We start from the raw sequence: 15,818 nt of genomic DNA, 5'->3' as shown, positions 1-15,818 counted from the left end.
CATGCGCGAACTCAACTCGCGCTTCTGTTCCGGTATATGGGGCCACAATTTCCAGGTTCAAGGGTGCGGGCGTCACCAAAAGTCTTTCATCTGATCCAGATCAATTCCGACCCATTCATTCCTCTTCGCACTAAAAAAAACATCGAAGCAAGCAAATCGAGCTAAGCGCCAGGATTGTCAGCCCGGAACAAAACACTGTATAAATAACCAGACCTAAAGCCTGGGAGCGGCCGTCATGCTCGTGCACCTGTCCGTACATAACTACGCCATCGTTGAACATCTGGATCTCGAACTGGATCGCGGGATGAGCGTAATCACAGGCGAAACCGGCGCCGGCAAGTCGATCATGCTCGACGCCCTCGGCCTGACCCTGGGCGACCGCGCCGACAGTGGCGTGGTACGCCCCGGCGCAGACAAGGCCGACATCCTGGCGACCTTCGACCTGGCGGACATCCCCGAAGCCGAAGCCTGGCTTGCCGAGCGCGACCTTAATAATGAAGGGCCGTGCATCCTGCGCCGGGTCATCACCGCCGAAGGCCGCTCCCGTGGCTACATCAACGGCACGCCCTGCCCGCTGGGTGACTTGAAGGCCCTGGGCGAGCTGCTGATCGATATCCACAGCCAGCACGAACACCAATCCCTGCTCAAAACCGATACCCATCGCCGCCTGCTCGATGAATACGCCGGCGCCACCGACCTCGCCCGCCAGGTCCAGCTCGCCGCCCAACGTTGGCGCCAGACCCGCCTGGAACTGGAGCGCCTCTCCAATTCCGGCGACGAGCAACGCGCACGCCACCAATTGCTCAGCTATCAACTCGAAGAGCTCGAAAGCCTTGGCCTCGGCGAAAGCGAGCTGGAACAGCTTGAGCAGGAACACAAGAACCTCACCAACGCCGAAACCCTGCTGGGTATTTGCCGCCAGGTGGTGGAGCAATGCAGCGAGAGCGACTCGGGCAATGTGCTCAATGCACTGACCGTCAGCCTCAATCGGCTGTCCAGCGTGAACAATGCGTCCGGCTCGCTGAATGAAGCCACGACCTTGCTGACCAGTGCGCAAATCCAGGTAGAAGAAGCCGTAGGCGAACTGAACCGCTTCCTCGATCACTTCGACGCCGACCCGGCACGCCTGCAGGAAATAGAAGAACGCCTGGACACCATCTACACCCTGGCGCGCAAACATCGGATCCAGCCGACTGAAGTGGCAACGATGCAGCAGAAGCTGCTGGATGAAATCGAAACCCTGAACGCGAATGACGAGTCCATTGAGCGCCTGGGCGACGAACTGGCTTCTTTCGCCCGCCATTACCAAGAGAAGGCCCGCGAACTGAGCGATCTGCGCCATCAAGCCGCCACGAGCCTGGCCAGCGCGGTCGAGCAGGAAATCCAGCGCCTCGGCATGCCCGGCGGCCGCTTCACCATCGAACTGCACAGCAATACCAGCGCCGAACTGCAGCCCCACGGCCTGGAACAGGTAGAACTGCTGGTCAGCGCCAACCCAGGGCAGCCGCTCAAAGCGCTGGCAAAAGTCGCCTCCGGGGGCGAACTATCGCGGATCAGCCTGGCGATTCAGGTGATCACCGCCCAAACCTCACGGGTTCCGACGCTGGTCTTTGACGAGGTAGACGTTGGCATTGGTGGCCCGACCGCAGAAATTGTCGGCCAACTGCTGCGTCGCCTGGGGGATCGCGGCCAGGTGCTGACGGTTACCCACTTACCGCAAGTAGCCGCCCAAGGGCATCAGCATTTGTTTGTACACAAAGTACGCGGCAGCGATGCGACGCACACGGCGGTGTCCAAGCTGAACAAGTCGGAACGCGTGGAGGAAGTCGCGCGCATGCTCGGCGGCATCGACCTGACCAAGGAGTCCCTGGCCCACGCGAAGAAAATGGTGGTGGCAGCGAAGGCCTGACCGAACCGGCAATTTTCTCTCTTGTAGAAAGCACGAAGGCGACCCAGGGGTCGCCTTCAATCGTTCCGCAGAGCGAATCTGCGTCGATTTTTACTTTTTCTTACGTACGTAAAGAACCAAATTGTGGTCCGACAACTCGTAGCCATGCTCCTCGGCAATTGCCTTCTGCAACCGCTCGATTTCCGGGTTGGTGAATTCGATAACCTCACCAGTGTCCACGTCGACCATGTGGTCGTGATGACCACCATCAGCCAATTCGAACACTGCGTGACCGCCGTCGAAATTATGACGAACCACCAGCCCCGCGGCTTCAAACTGGGTCAGCACGCGGTAAACCGTGGCCAGGCCAACGTCCTCATTGGACTCCATCAGCGCCTTGTAAACATCCTCGGCACTCATGTGGCGCTGCTCAGCAGAATCGAGCATTTGTAGAATCTTGACGCGTGGCAGAGTCACTTTAAGACCGGCTTTGCGTAGTTCGCTATTTTCAACCATGGTTAGCTTTCTCGCGGATGCTGCTTCGCAGCTTCTCTTAATACGGGTATGATCGGCGTTTACGTTGTCCCAGCCAAGATAGTGGAAGTCGCCCACCGATGCAAAACACCAAGCTCTTGCTAACCAGTTTCACCTTTGTGGGACTGCTCGCACTCGCCGGTTGTTCATTCCCCGGGGTTTACAAAATCGACATCCAGCAGGGCAATGTCGTCACGCAGGACATGATAGACCAGTTACGCCCGGGAATGACCCGACGGCAAGTACGGTTTATTATGGGTAACCCCCTGCTGACTGACACTTTCCATGCCGATCGCTGGGATTATCTCTACAGCATCCAGCCTGGGGGCGGTGAACGCCAACAGGAACGCGTCAGCGTCATCTTTAATGGCAATGATCAACTGGTCAGTCTGTCCGGCGACTTCATGCCCGGCGTAAGCCGCGATGACGCCTTGCTGGGCAAGGATAACGGCACCAACGTGACTGCGCCTGCGCAGGAAGCCGAGAAGCCGAAATCCGAAGTACCGGCCAAGCCTGGCTCATTGCTCGACAAGATCCAGAAAGACGTCGACCGCGTACAAACAGTTCCAGTCCCGACGCCACAGCCTCTGGACACCAGCCCGCAGTAAGTTTGCGACGCTCGATAAAAAGCCCGGCATGCCGGGCTTTTTGTTGCCTGCAGATTCGCCGACCTATGAACGCTGTTGCTTGGCCAACGCCGCCTTGGCCGCACGCAGCCGCCGCACTTCTTTGGGGTCGGCCAGCAGCGGGCGGTAGATCTCGATACGATCACCTGACTGCACGGTGCAGGTATCGGGGTCGACCACTGCCTTACCGAATACCCCCAACGGGCAATCAGCAAGGTTCACCTCAGGAAAGTGCGTAGCAATCCCCGACGCCTGCACCGCAGCCCGCAGGCTCGTACCCGCTGGCACCGCGACCGCCACCAACACCTGGCGATCCACGCCGGCATACACCACTTCAATCTCAACCATGCAGTTGCTTGGCTCGCTGACAGAATGCGTCGACCAGGGTATTGGCCGCCTGATTGAACAAAGGCCCCAACGTCGCCCGCACAATGGGCCCCGCATAATCGAAGGACAGATCCAGGCTGATCTTGCAGGCTTTCTCGGTCAACGCCTTGAACACCCAGACACCATGCAATTGGGTAAACGGCCCTTCCTGCAGATTCATTTCAATGGACTTGCCCGGCACCAGGACATTGCGTGTCACAAAGTGCTGGCTGAGCCCCCCCTTGGCCACCCCGACACTGGCAACCATGTGCTCATCACCGCCTTCCAGCACCTCGGCGGTCGAGCACCAAGGCAGGAATTCCGGGTAACGCGCCACGTCGTTGACCAGGTCATAAAGCACCTGGGCCGGATAGGGCAGCAGGGCCGAACGTTGAATATGCGTCGTCATGTGAGCGTTATTTCCACAGCTGAGCGGCAAACATCGCGAAAGAACAACCCGATCCGCGAGAGAAAAAAACCAAAGAACTGCCGGTATTGTCCGGGATTCGTCCAACACGCTCAAGCACGCAGGTTGACCGTAGCCGACACGCTCGCAACGCCCTATAATGCCGCCCCTATGGCTAAACAAAAGAAACACCCCACAGGGACCATCGCGCAGAATAAAAAAGCGCGACACGATTACTTCATCGAACATCGGTTCGAGGCTGGTCTGGTCCTGGCCGGCTGGGAAGTAAAAAGTCTGCGTGCCAGCAAGCTGCAACTGGTCGACAGCTATGTGCTGCTCAAGGATGGCGAGGCATGGCTGCTCGGCAGTCATATCACCCCGCTGACCACCGCGAGCACGCACGTGATTGCCGACCCGGTACGCACACGCAAGCTGCTGCTCAATGCCCGCGAACTGGACAAGCTCGCCGCCGCCGTACAGCAGAAAGGCTATGCCTGCGTCTGCCTGTCCTGGTATTGGAGCAAGCATCTGGTCAAGTGCGAGATCGCACTGGGCAAAGGCAAGAAGGAATACGACAAGCGTGACACCGAGCGCGAGCGCGATTCCGACCGTGAACTGCATCGCGCCGTGCGCAACAAGGGCAAGGAAGAATAATCCTTGCGCCGCTGTAGCCTAGGGCGCTTCGCCCCTGGCTACATGCCCTTGCGCCGCGCCGCCCGGGCCACGCGCTGAACTTCCTGACGTACCTCCTCCAACACCTCCTGCACATACAACAGGTGACGTGTTGAGACTTCCCGCGCTTGCTCGGCCCGCCCCTCGATGATCGCCAGGTACAAGTCCCGGTGCTGACTGATCAGCATATCGCGGGTTTCCGTGCGCTGCTGGTACATGCCGCCAATGTTGGTCACCACGTTCCGCTTGAGCAGGTCGAACAACCCGCGGATGGTGTGCAACAGCACAGCATTGTGGCTGGCCTCGGCAATGGCCAAGTGAAACCGCGCATCCGCGGCCCCCTCCTCTGCGCGGCTGACCTTATCGTCGCGCGCGTAACAATCCTGTAGCGCTTCAAAGGCCGCCGTCAGCCGCTCACGGTCGACTTCGGTAGCGCGCAATGCCGCGTAATAGGCACAGGACGCTTCGAGGGTTTGGCGAAACTCCAGCAAATCACGCTGAGCCTCGGGATTGTTTTCCAGCAGGTGCAACAACGGATCGCTGAACGTCGAGCCCAACGAATCAGACACATAATTGCCACCGCCCTGGCGACTGACCAGCAACCCCTTGGCCGCCAGTTTCTGGATCGCCTCACGCAGCGAGGGGCGCGAAACGCCGAACTTTTCAGCCAACGCGCGCTCGGCCGGCAAGCGCTCGCCCGATTTCAGCGTGCCCTCAAGGATCATGCCCTCAAGCTGCTCGACAATATCGTCAGACAAACGGCGCTGACGCACCTGATCAAACCCCATAACTCTCTCTCCACGATCCCGACCACTCGCCGGGGCCTCTATTCTGGCCTATCGCAACGCTTGCAGCACCCATCAGAACATCTTCGATTGATGCGATCAGAGCGCCCGCCCTCCCGCCTAAGACCAAAGTTTCGCAGGCGGCAAATTGACACATCCCTGCCTAGGCTTTTACTCTAGCCAACAGCGGCTGTAAATTGGTATTACCAATTATCCAAGCCGACTAAAATGTGCCTGACCAACAACAATTAGGGGCCACCCCATATGCAAACCTGGCAACAGCTCTACAGCCCGCTCGGCAGCCTCGGCCTGTCCGCACTGGCCGCCGTTATTCCAATCGTATTTTTCTTCCTGGCTCTGGCCGTGTTTCGCCTTAAAGGCCACGTCGCCGGCAGCATCACGCTGGCGCTGTCGATCCTGGTGGCGATCTTTGCCTTCCAGATGCCGGTGGACATGGCACTGGCCGCTGCCGGCTATGGCTTTGCCTACGGCCTGTGGCCCATCGCCTGGATCATCGTCGCTGCGGTATTTCTCTACAAACTGACGGTCAAGAGCGGCCAGTTCGAGATCATCCGCAGCTCGGTACTGTCGATCACCGACGACCAACGCCTGCAGGTCCTGCTGATCGGCTTCTGCTTCGGCGCCTTCCTGGAAGGTGCCGCCGGCTTTGGTGCTCCCGTGGCGATTACCGCCGCGCTGCTGGTCGGCCTGGGCTTCAACCCGCTGTACGCCGCCGGCCTGTGCCTGATCGCCAACACCGCGCCCGTCGCCTTCGGTGCCCTCGGGATTCCGATCATCGTCGCCGGGCAAGTGACCGGCATCGACGCGTTCAAGATCGGCGCCATGACTGGTCGCCAATTGCCACTGCTGTCGCTGTTCGTTCCGTTCTGGCTGGTGTTCATGATGGACGGCCTGCGCGGCGTGCGCGAAACCTGGCCGGCCGCCTTGGTGGCAGGCTTGAGCTTTGCCATCACCCAATACTTCACCTCCAACTTCATCGGCCCGGAACTGCCGGACATCACCTCGGCCCTGGCCAGCCTGGTTTCCTTGACTCTGTTCCTGAAAATCTGGCAACCCAAGCGCACCGCCGGCGCGCAGATTGCCGGTGCGACCTCCAGCGCAACGATCACCGCCAGCGCCGGCGGCTTCGGCCTGCCACGCAGCACTGTCGCTTCGCCCTACAGCCTGGGGCGAATCTTCAAAGCCTGGTCGCCGTTCCTGATCCTGACCGTGCTGGTGACCATCTGGACCCTCAAGCCCTTCAAGGCGATGTTCGCCGCAGGCGGCTCGATGTACAGCTGGGTGTTCAACTTTGCGATCCCGCACCTGGACCAACTGGTGGTCAAGGTTGCGCCTATCGTGACCAACCCGACGGCCATCCCCGCGGTATTCAAACTGGACCCGATTTCAGCGACCGGCACTGCGATTTTCTTTTCCGCGCTGATCTCGATGCTGGTATTGAAGATCGACATCAAAACTGGTCTTACCACTTTAAAAGAGACCTTCTACGAACTGCGCTGGCCGATCCTGTCCATCGGCATGGTGCTGGCGTTCGCGTTCGTCACCAACTACTCGGGCATGTCCTCGACCATGGCATTGGTCCTGGCCGGCACCGGCGCAGCCTTCCCGTTCTTCTCGCCGTTCCTCGGCTGGCTGGGGGTTTTCCTGACAGGCTCCGACACCTCGTCCAACGCCCTGTTCAGCTCGTTGCAAGCCACCACCGCCCACCAGATCGGTGTCAACGACGTCCTGCTGGTCGCGGCAAACACCAGCGGCGGCGTGACCGGCAAGATGATTTCGCCGCAATCGATCGCTGTGGCCTGCGCCGCTACCGGCCTGGTCGGCAAGGAATCCGACCTGTTCCGCTTCACCCTCAAGCACAGCCTGTTTTTCGCCACCATCGTCGGGCTGATCACACTGGCCCAGGCCTACTGGTTCACCGGCATGCTGGTGCATTGAGACCACAGGTAATCACGCAATAACCGACGCCGAACCGCGATTTCGGCGTCAGCTCTCCACAACCCTTCTGCCGGGCCGCTGAACACGCTGCGGCCCTGACGGACGGACAACCGGGACCACCCGGAGAACGCGCCTGATGAGCGAGCTTTTTTACAACGCCGTGCCGAATGCCACCCGTGTCGCGCCGCCTCTGGCCGAGCCACGCGAATACCCCCACGAAAAACCGCAGAAGGTCTACCTGTTCGGCACCTGCGTGGTCGATCTGTTTTATCCCGAAGCCGGCATGGACGCGATCCACCTGCTGGAACGCGAAGGGATCTGCGTGGATTATCCCCAAGGGCAAAGCTGCTGCGGGCAACCGGCCTACACCTCGGGCTATACCGACCAGGCCCGACAAGTGGCACGCGCGCAACTGGCGCTGTTCGCCGGTGACTACCCGGTGGTGGTGCCATCCGGCTCCTGTGCCGGCATGTTACGTGAGCACTACGCCGACCTCTTCAAGGACGAACCCGACACCCTCAAACAAGTGCAGGCCCTCGCGGCCCGGACTTATGAGTTGGCGGAGTTCCTGTTGTTCGTGTGCAAGGTGCAACTCAACGACAGCGGGGCGCCGGTCAAGGTCGCTCTGCACACGTCGTGCTCCGCGCGTCGGGAAATGAACACCCACCTTCACGGCCGCGAACTGCTGGCCCAATTGCGCAATGTCGAACGCGTCGACCACAGCCACGAAAGCGAATGCTGTGGCTTTGGTGGGACGTTCAGCGTGCGTATGCCGGACATTTCCGGCGCAATGGTGGCCGACAAGACCCGAGCCTTGCAGGACTCCGGCGCCCATCAAGTACTGAGTGCTGATTGCGGTTGCCTGATGAACATCAATGGCGCTCTGGAGAAACAACAGGCGGCCTTACGCGGGCAACACCTGGCCAGCTTTCTCTGGCAACGCACCGGGGGTGAACGATGAACGCCGCGCTGATTCCCACCGTCGAGGTGTCGGAAGACTTCCGCACCCGCGCCCACCAGGCACTGGGCGACGCGCAACTGCGAAACAACTTTCGCAATGCCATGGATTCCCTGATGAGCAAACGGGCGGCGTCTTTCAGCGACGCCCACGAACGCGAACACCTGCGCGCCCTCGGTAACGCGGTGCGCGCCCGCGCCCTGTCGAAGCTGCCCGACCTGCTCGAACAACTGGAAGCCAACCTGACCCGAAACGGCGTGACCGTGCATTGGGCAGAAACGGTTGAAGAGGCCAATGCGATCGTGCTGTCGATCATCCGCCGGCGCGAAGCCACGCAGGTGATCAAAGGCAAATCCATGGTCAGCGAAGAGATGGAGATGAACCACGTACTCGCCGCCCAAGGCATCGAATGCCTTGAGTCGGACATGGGTGAGTTTATTGTTCAACTCGACCATGAGAAGCCGTCCCACATCATCATGCCGGCGATCCACAAGAACGCCAGCCAGGTCGCGTCGCTGTTCCACGAAAAACTCGGCGTGGAGTACACCAAGGATGTCGACCAGTTGATTCAGATTGGTCGCCGCGTGCTGCGGGAAAAGTTCTTCGAAGCGGATATCGGCGTCTCCGGCGTCAACTTCGCCGTGGCCGAAACCGGCACGCTGCTGCTGGTGGAAAACGAAGGCAACGGGCGTATGTCGACCACAGTGCCACCCGTGCATATCGCCGTGACCGGCATCGAGAAGGTCGTGGAAAACCTGCGCGACGTGGTGCCGTTACTGTCGCTGCTGACCCGCTCCGCGCTCGGCCAGCCGATCACCACCTACGTCAATATGATCTCCGGCCCGCGCAAGGCCGATGAGCTCGACGGCCCCGAAGAAGTCCACCTGGTGCTGCTGGACAATGGACGCAGCCAGGCGTTTGCCGACAGCGAATTGCGTCAGACGCTCAACTGCATTCGCTGCGGCGCCTGTATGAATCATTGCCCGGTGTATACCCGAATCGGTGGCCACACCTACGGCGAGGTCTACCCCGGCCCAATCGGAAAAATCATCACACCGCATATGGTCGGCCTGGCAAAAGTACCGGACCATCCCAGTGCGTCTTCGTTGTGCGGTGCTTGTGGAGAAGTGTGTCCGGTAAAAATTCCGATCCCGGCCTTGCTGCGCCGTCTGCGGGAAGAGAACGTAAAAGCGCCGGATAGCCCACACCCCGTGATGCGCGGCCAAGGCAGCAAGTATTCGCGCCAGGAGCGGTTCATCTGGAACGCCTGGGCCAAGCTCCACAGCTCACCGACGCTGTACCGCCTGTTCACATTCGCCGCCACGCGCCTGCGCGCCCTCGTACCGAACAACGTCGGGCCATGGACGCAAAACCATAGCGCACCTAAACCCGCCGCCCGTTCGCTGCATGACCTGGCACGCGAGCATTTGGCCAAACAGGGAGCGCGTTGATGAGCGCCAAGCAAAATATCCTCGGCAAATTGCGCCACAGCCTGACGGGCACAACACCAGTGCCCGACAACTTCGATGAGACCCTGGTCACACAGATCTACACCTACCCGCCAGAGCAGCGCATCGCACAATTGCGCAAGCTGATGGAGGCGGTGCATACCGAGATCCACCTGACCCGCGGCGCCGAATGGCCAGCTTTACTCGCGCAGCTGCTGCAAAAACGCGAGCTGCCCAGCCTGCTCATCGCGCCGACAACCGAGCATGGGCGGCGCATCACCGAGCACTGGTCGAACCATCCGCAATTGCCGCAGCTCAAAGCCTACGACCGCCCTGTGGAAGAATGGAAAGCCGAGCTGTTTAATGACACACCGGCCAGCCTGACCACGACCCTCGGCGCCATCGCCGCCACCGGTAGCCTGATTCTGTGGCCCACGCGGGAAGAACCGCGACTGATGAGCCTGGTGCCGCCGGTACACTTTGCACTGCTCAAGGCCAGCGAGATTTACGACAACTTTTATCAGGTCCAGCAGCAATTCGCCTGGGCCCAAGGCATGCCCACCAATGCCCTGCTGGTGTCCGGCCCGTCGAAGACCGCTGACATCGAACAAGTTCTGGCTTATGGCGCCCACGGTCCGAAGGACCTGGTGGTGCTGATCCTGGAGGACCAATGAGTCTGCCTGCCGCTTTCCTTGCTGACGTCGCACAGCTGATCCCGAAAATTCGTCGCTTCGACGACCCACTTTCCACCTTGGCATTTGGCACAGACGCCAGTTTTTACCGACTGATCCCACAGCTGGTGATTCGCGTCGAGTCGGAAGACGAAGTCGTGGCGCTGCTGAAACTGGCCCAGCGCGATCATGTTCCGGTGACCTTCCGCGCAGCGGGCACCAGCTTGTCCGGGCAGGCCATCAGCGATTCGGTGCTGATCGTACTGGGGGACAACTGGAACGGCCGCGAAATTCGTGGGCAAGGCACGCAGATCCGCCTGCAACCCGGCGTGATCGGTGCCCAGGCCAACGCCTGGCTGGCGCCATTCGGGCGCAAGATCGGGCCGGATCCGGCGTCGATCAACGCCTGCAAAATCGGCGGCATCGTCGCCAACAATGCCAGCGGCATGTGCTGCGGTACGGCGCAAAACACCTACCACACCCTGGCCGGGATTCGCCTGGTGCTGGCCGACGGCAGCCGCCTGGACACCGAAGATGCCGCCAGCGTCGCGGCATTTCGTCAGCAGCACGGCGCGCTGCTTGAACGCCTGGCCACACTCGGGCGGGAGACGCGGGCAAACGCTGAACTGGCCGCCAAAATCCGCCACAAATACCGTCTGAAAAATACCACCGGCCTGTCACTCAACGCCCTGGTGGATTTCGATGAGCCGCTGGATATCCTCAGCCACCTGCTGGTGGGCTCCGAAGGCACCCTGGGCTTTATCAGCGCAGTGACTTACGACACCGTCATCGACCACCCGAACAAAGCCTCGGCGCTGATCGTATTCCCCGATGTCGAGACCTGCTGCAATGCGGTGACCGTCCTGAAAACCCAACCGGTCTCAGCGGTTGAGCTGCTCGACCGACGCAGCATGCGTTCGGTGCAGGACAAACCCGGCATGCCCGCCTTCGTACAACATCTATCGGAAAATGCCTGCGCACTGTTGATCGAATCCCGTGCGGCATCGCCCTCTTTGCTCCAGGAGCAACTGGCGCTGATCATGGCGTCCCTGGCGGCGTTCCCGGTGGAAAAACAGGTCGACTTCACCGAAGACCCGGTGGAAAACGCCCGCCTGTGGGCGATCCGCAAAGACACCTTCCCCGCCGTCGGCGCCGTGCGCAAAACCGGCACTACGGTGATCATCGAAGACGTGACGTTCCCGGTCGAGCAGTTGGCCATCGGCGTTAATCGTTTGATCGAGCTGTTCGACAAACACCACTACGACGAAGCCATCCTTTTCGGACACGCTCTGGAAGGCAATCTGCACTTTGTGTTCACCCAAGGCTTCAACAGCAGCGAAGAAGTCGCACGCTACCAAGCGTTCATGGACGACGTCGCCCAACTGGTGGCCGTAGAGTTTGGCGGCTCACTGAAAGCCGAGCATGGCACCGGCCGCAACATGGCGCCGTTCGTCGAGCTGGAATGGGGCAGCGACGCCTATCAACTGATGTGGCAACTCAAACGCCTGCTCGACCCCAACGGTATTCTCAACCCGGACGTGGTGCTCAGCGAAGATCCGCAGATCCACCTTAAACACCTCAAGCCGCTGCCTGCCGCCGACGAGCTTGTGGATAAGTGTATCGAGTGCGGTTTCTGCGAGCCGGTATGCCCGTCGAAAGGCCTGACCTTGAGCCCGCGCCAGCGCATCGTGATCTGGCGCGATATCCAGGCGAAGAAACGCGCCGGCATCGACACCACTGAACTGGAAACGGCCTACCACTACCAGGGCATCGACACCTGCGCCGCCACCGGGTTATGCGCCCAGCGCTGCCCTGTGGGAATCAACACCGGCGACTTGGTGAAAAAACTCCGGGCCCGCGACGCCGACCATACGAAAACCGCCGAATGGTTGGCCACCCACTTCGCCACTGCGCTACAAGGCGCGCGCCTTACCCTGCACGTCGCCAACGGCGCACGCATGCTGTTGGGCGCGCCGCGCCTGGCCAAGTTGTCGGCCACAGTGAGCAAGTTGTCCAAGGGACAAATCCCACAATGGACCAACGCCATGCCGCAACCGGAAAAAGCCATTCGCTTCAGTCCGGCGGTGACCGATGAGCGGCCACGCGTGGTCTACCTCGCGGCATGCGTCTCACGCGCCATGGGCCCGGCGGCTGGCGATAAAGAGCAAACGTCGCTGTACGACAAAACCCGCGGCCTGCTGGAAAAAGCCGGCTACCAAGTCGTCTTCCCCGACAACCAGGACAACCTGTGCTGCGGCCAGCCTTTCGCCTCCAAGGGCTATGCCGAACAGGCCGAACACAAACGCCAGGAACTGATCGGCGCCTTGCTCCACGCCAGCCGCGGCGGCCTCGACCCGATCTACTGCGACACCAGCCCCTGCACCCTGCGCCTGGTGCAAGACCTGGGCGAAACACGCCTGGACCTGTACGACCCGGTACGATTTATCCGCACACACCTGATGGACCGCCTCGACTTCATACCGCAGGAAGCACCGATCGCTGTACACGTCACTTGCAGCACCCAGCACCTCGGGGAAAGCCAGGCCCTGATCGACCTGGCCCGCCGCTGCGCGAAAACCGTGGTGATCCCGGAAGGCATCCACTGCTGTGGTTTTGCCGGCGACAAAGGCTTCACCACCCCGGAACTCAACGCCCACTCCCTGCGCTCACTGAAAGACGCCGTGCAATATTGCAGCGAAGGCATCTCCACCAGCCGCACCTGCGAGATCGGCCTGAGCCAGCATGGCGGCATCGATTACCACGGGCTGGTCTACCTCGTGGACCGCGTAACCCGACCGAGGGCGCACTAATCCTGCACAAAAACAGAACCCCTGCGCGGCGACGTAGTCATCTGCATAGGCCTCGGCGATCGAGGCTCATCAGTGATGTCGCTGGCAGCCCTTGAACGCCAGCAGCGTCGAGCCCTTTTTCGCAAGGAGATACCCTTATGAAGCATTCCGCTCTTGCTGGCGTGTTCATTACCGCTGCGATGCTGGCCTCACCGGCGTTTGCCGCCGGAAAAACCGACCAGCTTTGTCAGATTAATCTCGACAAAATCAACAACGGCAAAGCCCTGCTCGCCACCGACACCACTGGCAAAAGCGGCGAAATCGACACCGCCGTGTCTCAAGCCAAAGCCGCCCAAGCAGCAGGTGATGACAAGAGGTGCATAGAGATCACGTCCAAAGCCCTGCAAGACCTACAGAACAGCGACAAAGGCGCCAATCAGTAACACCTCGACGCTCATGGCCAACCTTCGGGTTGGCCTTCTGTGACCGTTTGGCGTACACTGCACAGGCTTGTCACTCACTAAGAAACAACGAGTTACAAGCACGGGGCCGTTTAGGATTCGACGCCGGTCGCGAAACTTTAGGTGCATGCCGAGTTGGTAACAGAACTCGTAAATCCACTGTTGCAACTTTCTATAGTTGCCAATGACGAAACCTACGGGGAATACGCTCTCGCTGCGTAAGCAGCCTTAGCCCTTCCCTCCTGGTACCTTCGGGTCCAGCAATCATCAGGGGATGTCTGTAAACCCAAAATGATTGTCATATAGAACAGAATCGCCGTGCAGTACGTTGTGGACGAAGCGGCTAAAACTTACACAACTCGCCCAAAGCACCCTGCCCGTCGGGTCGCTGAGGGTTAACTTAATAGACACGGCTACGCATGTAGTACCGACAGCGGAGTACTGGCGGACGGGGGTTCAAATCCCCCCGGCTCCACCATTTAGTCTTCCCAGGAAGACCCAGAAAAGCCGTAAAGCCTAGAGAAATCAAAGCTTTACGGCTTTTTTCTTGCCCGCGTTTTCCCACCTGATCCCAGGGCATCCCACAGTTGACGGGGGCATATATGGGGGCATAAAACGCTCATCAGCTCGCTCGGAGAGGATGTGCCCCCAATGCCCCTGAAAGACACCAACTGCCGCAACGCCAAGCCCCAAGACAAGCCGTACCGCTTGTATGACGAACAGGGCTTGTACCTAGAAGTACAGCCCAATGGAGGACGTTACTGGCGCTTAAAGTACCGTTTTCTGGGAAAGGAAAAACGCCTAGCTCTTGGTGTTTATCCAGAGGTCGGCTTGCAGGAGGCCCGACGCAAACGTGACGATGCTCGTGTCCAGCTTGCAGGCGGCCAAGACCCTTCGCTGCAACGGCGTATGGCCAAGGTAGTCAGCCAGCTCGATCACCAACACACCTTTGAATCGGTCGCAAAGCAATGGCTCACTATTCGCGAGTCAACCTGGGATCCGGAGTACACCCGCACGGTGCGGCAGCGCCTTGAGCTCAATGCCTACCCCTGGCTGGGAAAACTCCCGATCAGCAGCATCAGCACGCCCATGCTGGTCGAGAACCTCCAGCGCATCATCAAGCGCGGTGCTCGCGAGACGGCGCGTCGTGTAGCCCAAATCTACAAACAGATTTTCGAGTTCGCCGAAGCTGCCGGAATCACCCCACCCAACCAGATTGGTAACCTCTCTCGTACACTCCCAGCCAAGCGGGTGAAACACTTTGCCGCCGTGACCGATCCTGAAAAACTCGGTGCACTGCTCAAAGCACTGGATAGCTACACGGGAACACTGCCAGTTTGTTGTGCACTCAAACTGGCCCCGTTGCTGTTCTGCAGGCCCGGTGACCTGCGCCACATGGAGTGGTCGGAGGTCAATCTGGACGCGGGCGAGTGGTTGATTCCCGGCCACAAGATGAAAGGGCTCACTGCTACCAAACAGGATCGGCCGGATCATTTGGTTCCTCTCAGCCAACAGGCAGTCGCGGTTCTGCGCGAGCTGAAACCACTCACCGGCAGACATCGATACGCCTTCCCCTCGGCACGAGGAGGCGACCGGCCGATGTCCAACAATGCCGTACTAAGTGCGTTACGCCGCATGGACATCAGCGGCGACGAAATGACAGGGCACGGCTTTCGTGCGACAGCGAGAACCATAGGTGCGGAGGTGCTGGGGTTTCGTCCCGATCTCTTGGAGCATCAGCTTGCTCATACGGTAAAAAATCCGCTGGGACGTGCATACGATCGAACCACCTTCTTGCCGGAGCGCCATGAAATGATGCAGATCTGGGCCGACTATTTGGACTCGATAAAGAGCTGAATGCTCTGTCAACTGTGTCCTTGGTCGGGCCAGTACCTACCCAACCAAGGAGAGGAACATGCGAGTTGCTATCGAACATACTCGCATGTTAAAAATCGTCCGTCCCTAGCGATCCCTATTGATCCGCAACGGTCCGCCACGTCGCCCTGGTAACGACGTTAAAAACTTTCGCCTCGTTCGCATTCGCTGAACGGGCCGCATCAACTGCAATCGGTTGATTTGCGCATCTGGCATGAACGCCCTCAGTCCGTTCTGCCCCTAGAAGCCTCACGGCCCTAGAATTTCTGTAGCCCACAACGACCTCCGACGCTACCGAACATTAATCTCGGAAACGCGCATATACCTATGCGTGTGGCAAATGCCCGTGCTCGCTATATAGCCAGCCGATATCCGTCTTT

Annotated in this window: 14 protein-coding genes and 1 other RNA gene; 11 read left to right on the top strand and 4 right to left on the bottom strand. The window is 59.8% G+C overall.

Translation table 11 applies throughout. The annotated features are described in order from the left end of the window. Nucleotides 1-235 precede the first annotated feature (235 nt). Complete coding sequence (gene recN, locus NR164_RS16970) at nt 236-1,909, top strand: DNA repair protein RecN (protein WP_046382039.1); 1,674 nt, start codon at nt 236-238, stop codon at nt 1,907-1,909. Between the two features lie 90 nt (nt 1,910-1,999). Here the strand turns inward: recN and fur are convergent, their stop codons facing one another. Then, a complete protein-coding gene (gene fur, locus NR164_RS16965; protein ID WP_046385174.1) occupies nt 2,000-2,404 on the bottom strand; it encodes a ferric iron uptake transcriptional regulator in 405 nt (134 codons plus the stop codon). A gap of 98 nt (nt 2,405-2,502) precedes the next feature. On the opposite strand from fur, the gene NR164_RS16960 reads away from it, so the two are divergent. Beyond that, nucleotides 2,503-3,030, top strand: a complete 528-nt coding sequence (locus NR164_RS16960; protein ID WP_017847406.1) for an outer membrane protein assembly factor BamE — start codon at nt 2,503-2,505, stop codon at nt 3,028-3,030. 63 nt (nt 3,031-3,093) lie between these two features. Here the strand turns inward: NR164_RS16960 and NR164_RS16955 are convergent, their stop codons facing one another. Continuing rightward, nucleotides 3,094-3,396, bottom strand: a complete 303-nt coding sequence (locus tag NR164_RS16955; RefSeq protein ID WP_046382037.1) for an RnfH family protein — start codon at nt 3,394-3,396, stop codon at nt 3,094-3,096. Next, the gene (locus NR164_RS16950) at nt 3,389-3,823 is read right to left on the bottom strand and encodes a type II toxin-antitoxin system RatA family toxin (RefSeq protein WP_017847404.1); all 435 of its coding nucleotides are present in this window, start codon (nt 3,821-3,823) and stop codon (nt 3,389-3,391) included. The genes NR164_RS16955 and NR164_RS16950 overlap by 8 nt, the downstream gene beginning before the upstream one ends. A 168-nt stretch (nt 3,824-3,991) precedes the next feature. On the opposite strand from NR164_RS16950, the gene smpB reads away from it, so the two are divergent. Further along, nucleotides 3,992-4,474, top strand: coding sequence for an SsrA-binding protein SmpB (gene smpB, locus NR164_RS16945; protein ID WP_017847403.1), 483 nt, complete (start codon nt 3,992-3,994; stop codon nt 4,472-4,474). A 38-nt stretch (nt 4,475-4,512) separates the two neighbouring features. Here smpB and NR164_RS16940 read toward each other — a convergent pair whose 3' ends face one another. Further along, nucleotides 4,513-5,280: an FCD domain-containing protein gene (locus NR164_RS16940; protein ID WP_017847402.1), complete on the bottom strand. Its 768-nt coding sequence runs from the start codon at nt 5,278-5,280 to the stop codon at nt 4,513-4,515. A gap of 261 nt (nt 5,281-5,541) precedes the next feature. On the opposite strand from NR164_RS16940, the gene NR164_RS16935 reads away from it, so the two are divergent. From NR164_RS16935 to NR164_RS16900, 8 genes are all read left to right on the top strand, one after another. Continuing rightward, nucleotides 5,542-7,236: a lactate permease LctP family transporter gene (locus NR164_RS16935; protein WP_017847401.1), complete on the top strand. Its 1,695-nt coding sequence runs from the start codon at nt 5,542-5,544 to the stop codon at nt 7,234-7,236. Nucleotides 7,237-7,372: 136 nt separating this feature from the next. After that, nucleotides 7,373-8,197, top strand: coding sequence for a (Fe-S)-binding protein (locus NR164_RS16930; RefSeq protein ID WP_046382035.1), 825 nt, complete (start codon nt 7,373-7,375; stop codon nt 8,195-8,197). Further along, nucleotides 8,194-9,645: a LutB/LldF family L-lactate oxidation iron-sulfur protein gene (locus NR164_RS16925; protein ID WP_017847399.1), complete on the top strand. Its 1,452-nt coding sequence runs from the start codon at nt 8,194-8,196 to the stop codon at nt 9,643-9,645. The genes NR164_RS16930 and NR164_RS16925 overlap by 4 nt, the downstream gene beginning before the upstream one ends. Next, a complete protein-coding gene (locus NR164_RS16920; protein ID WP_046487594.1) occupies nt 9,645-10,316 on the top strand; it encodes a lactate utilization protein in 672 nt (223 codons plus the stop codon). The genes NR164_RS16925 and NR164_RS16920 overlap by 1 nt, the downstream gene beginning before the upstream one ends. After that, complete coding sequence (locus NR164_RS16915) at nt 10,313-13,123, top strand: FAD-binding and (Fe-S)-binding domain-containing protein (RefSeq protein WP_256823016.1); 2,811 nt, start codon at nt 10,313-10,315, stop codon at nt 13,121-13,123. Before NR164_RS16920 ends, NR164_RS16915 begins: the two co-directional genes overlap by 4 nt. A gap of 137 nt (nt 13,124-13,260) precedes the next feature. Next, nucleotides 13,261-13,545, top strand: a complete 285-nt coding sequence (locus NR164_RS16910) for a hypothetical protein (protein ID WP_046382031.1) — start codon at nt 13,261-13,263, stop codon at nt 13,543-13,545. Between the two features lie 102 nt (nt 13,546-13,647). Next, nucleotides 13,648-14,041, top strand: a transfer-messenger RNA (tmRNA) gene (gene ssrA / locus NR164_RS16905). A 173-nt stretch (nt 14,042-14,214) separates the two neighbouring features. Then, nucleotides 14,215-15,420 carry an integrase arm-type DNA-binding domain-containing protein gene (locus NR164_RS16900; RefSeq protein ID WP_256823015.1) on the top strand — a complete coding sequence of 402 codons (1,206 nt, stop codon included), beginning with the start codon at nt 14,215-14,217 and terminating at the stop codon, nt 15,418-15,420. The last annotated feature ends 398 nt before the right edge of the window (nt 15,421-15,818 follow it).

It is taken from the genome of Pseudomonas sp. Pse79, assembly GCF_024519615.1.
GTDB classification, from domain to species: Bacteria; Pseudomonadota; Gammaproteobacteria; order Pseudomonadales; family Pseudomonadaceae; genus Aquipseudomonas; species Aquipseudomonas veronii.
The sequence above is the reverse complement of the archived record's forward strand: the minus strand, read 5'-3'. Positions and strand labels throughout refer to the sequence as shown.

Coding starts and splice junctions, on each gene's coding strand:
- recN (WP_046382039.1), top strand. CDS start 236: ATGCTCGTGCACCTGTCCGTACATAACTACGCCATCGTTGAACATCTG.
- fur (WP_046385174.1), bottom strand. CDS start 2,404: ATGGTTGAAAATAGCGAACTACGCAAAGCCGGTCTTAAAGTGACTCTG.
- NR164_RS16960 (WP_017847406.1), top strand. CDS start 2,503: ATGCAAAACACCAAGCTCTTGCTAACCAGTTTCACCTTTGTGGGACTG.
- NR164_RS16955 (WP_046382037.1), bottom strand. CDS start 3,396: ATGGTTGAGATTGAAGTGGTGTATGCCGGCGTGGATCGCCAGGTGTTG.
- NR164_RS16950 (WP_017847404.1), bottom strand. CDS start 3,823: ATGACGACGCATATTCAACGTTCGGCCCTGCTGCCCTATCCGGCCCAG.
- smpB (WP_017847403.1), top strand. CDS start 3,992: ATGGCTAAACAAAAGAAACACCCCACAGGGACCATCGCGCAGAATAAA.
- NR164_RS16940 (WP_017847402.1), bottom strand. CDS start 5,280: ATGGGGTTTGATCAGGTGCGTCAGCGCCGTTTGTCTGACGATATTGTC.
- NR164_RS16935 (WP_017847401.1), top strand. CDS start 5,542: ATGCAAACCTGGCAACAGCTCTACAGCCCGCTCGGCAGCCTCGGCCTG.
- NR164_RS16930 (WP_046382035.1), top strand. CDS start 7,373: ATGAGCGAGCTTTTTTACAACGCCGTGCCGAATGCCACCCGTGTCGCG.
- NR164_RS16925 (WP_017847399.1), top strand. CDS start 8,194: ATGAACGCCGCGCTGATTCCCACCGTCGAGGTGTCGGAAGACTTCCGC.
- NR164_RS16920 (WP_046487594.1), top strand. CDS start 9,645: ATGAGCGCCAAGCAAAATATCCTCGGCAAATTGCGCCACAGCCTGACG.
- NR164_RS16915 (WP_256823016.1), top strand. CDS start 10,313: ATGAGTCTGCCTGCCGCTTTCCTTGCTGACGTCGCACAGCTGATCCCG.
- NR164_RS16910 (WP_046382031.1), top strand. CDS start 13,261: ATGAAGCATTCCGCTCTTGCTGGCGTGTTCATTACCGCTGCGATGCTG.
- NR164_RS16900 (WP_256823015.1), top strand. CDS start 14,215: ATGCCCCTGAAAGACACCAACTGCCGCAACGCCAAGCCCCAAGACAAG.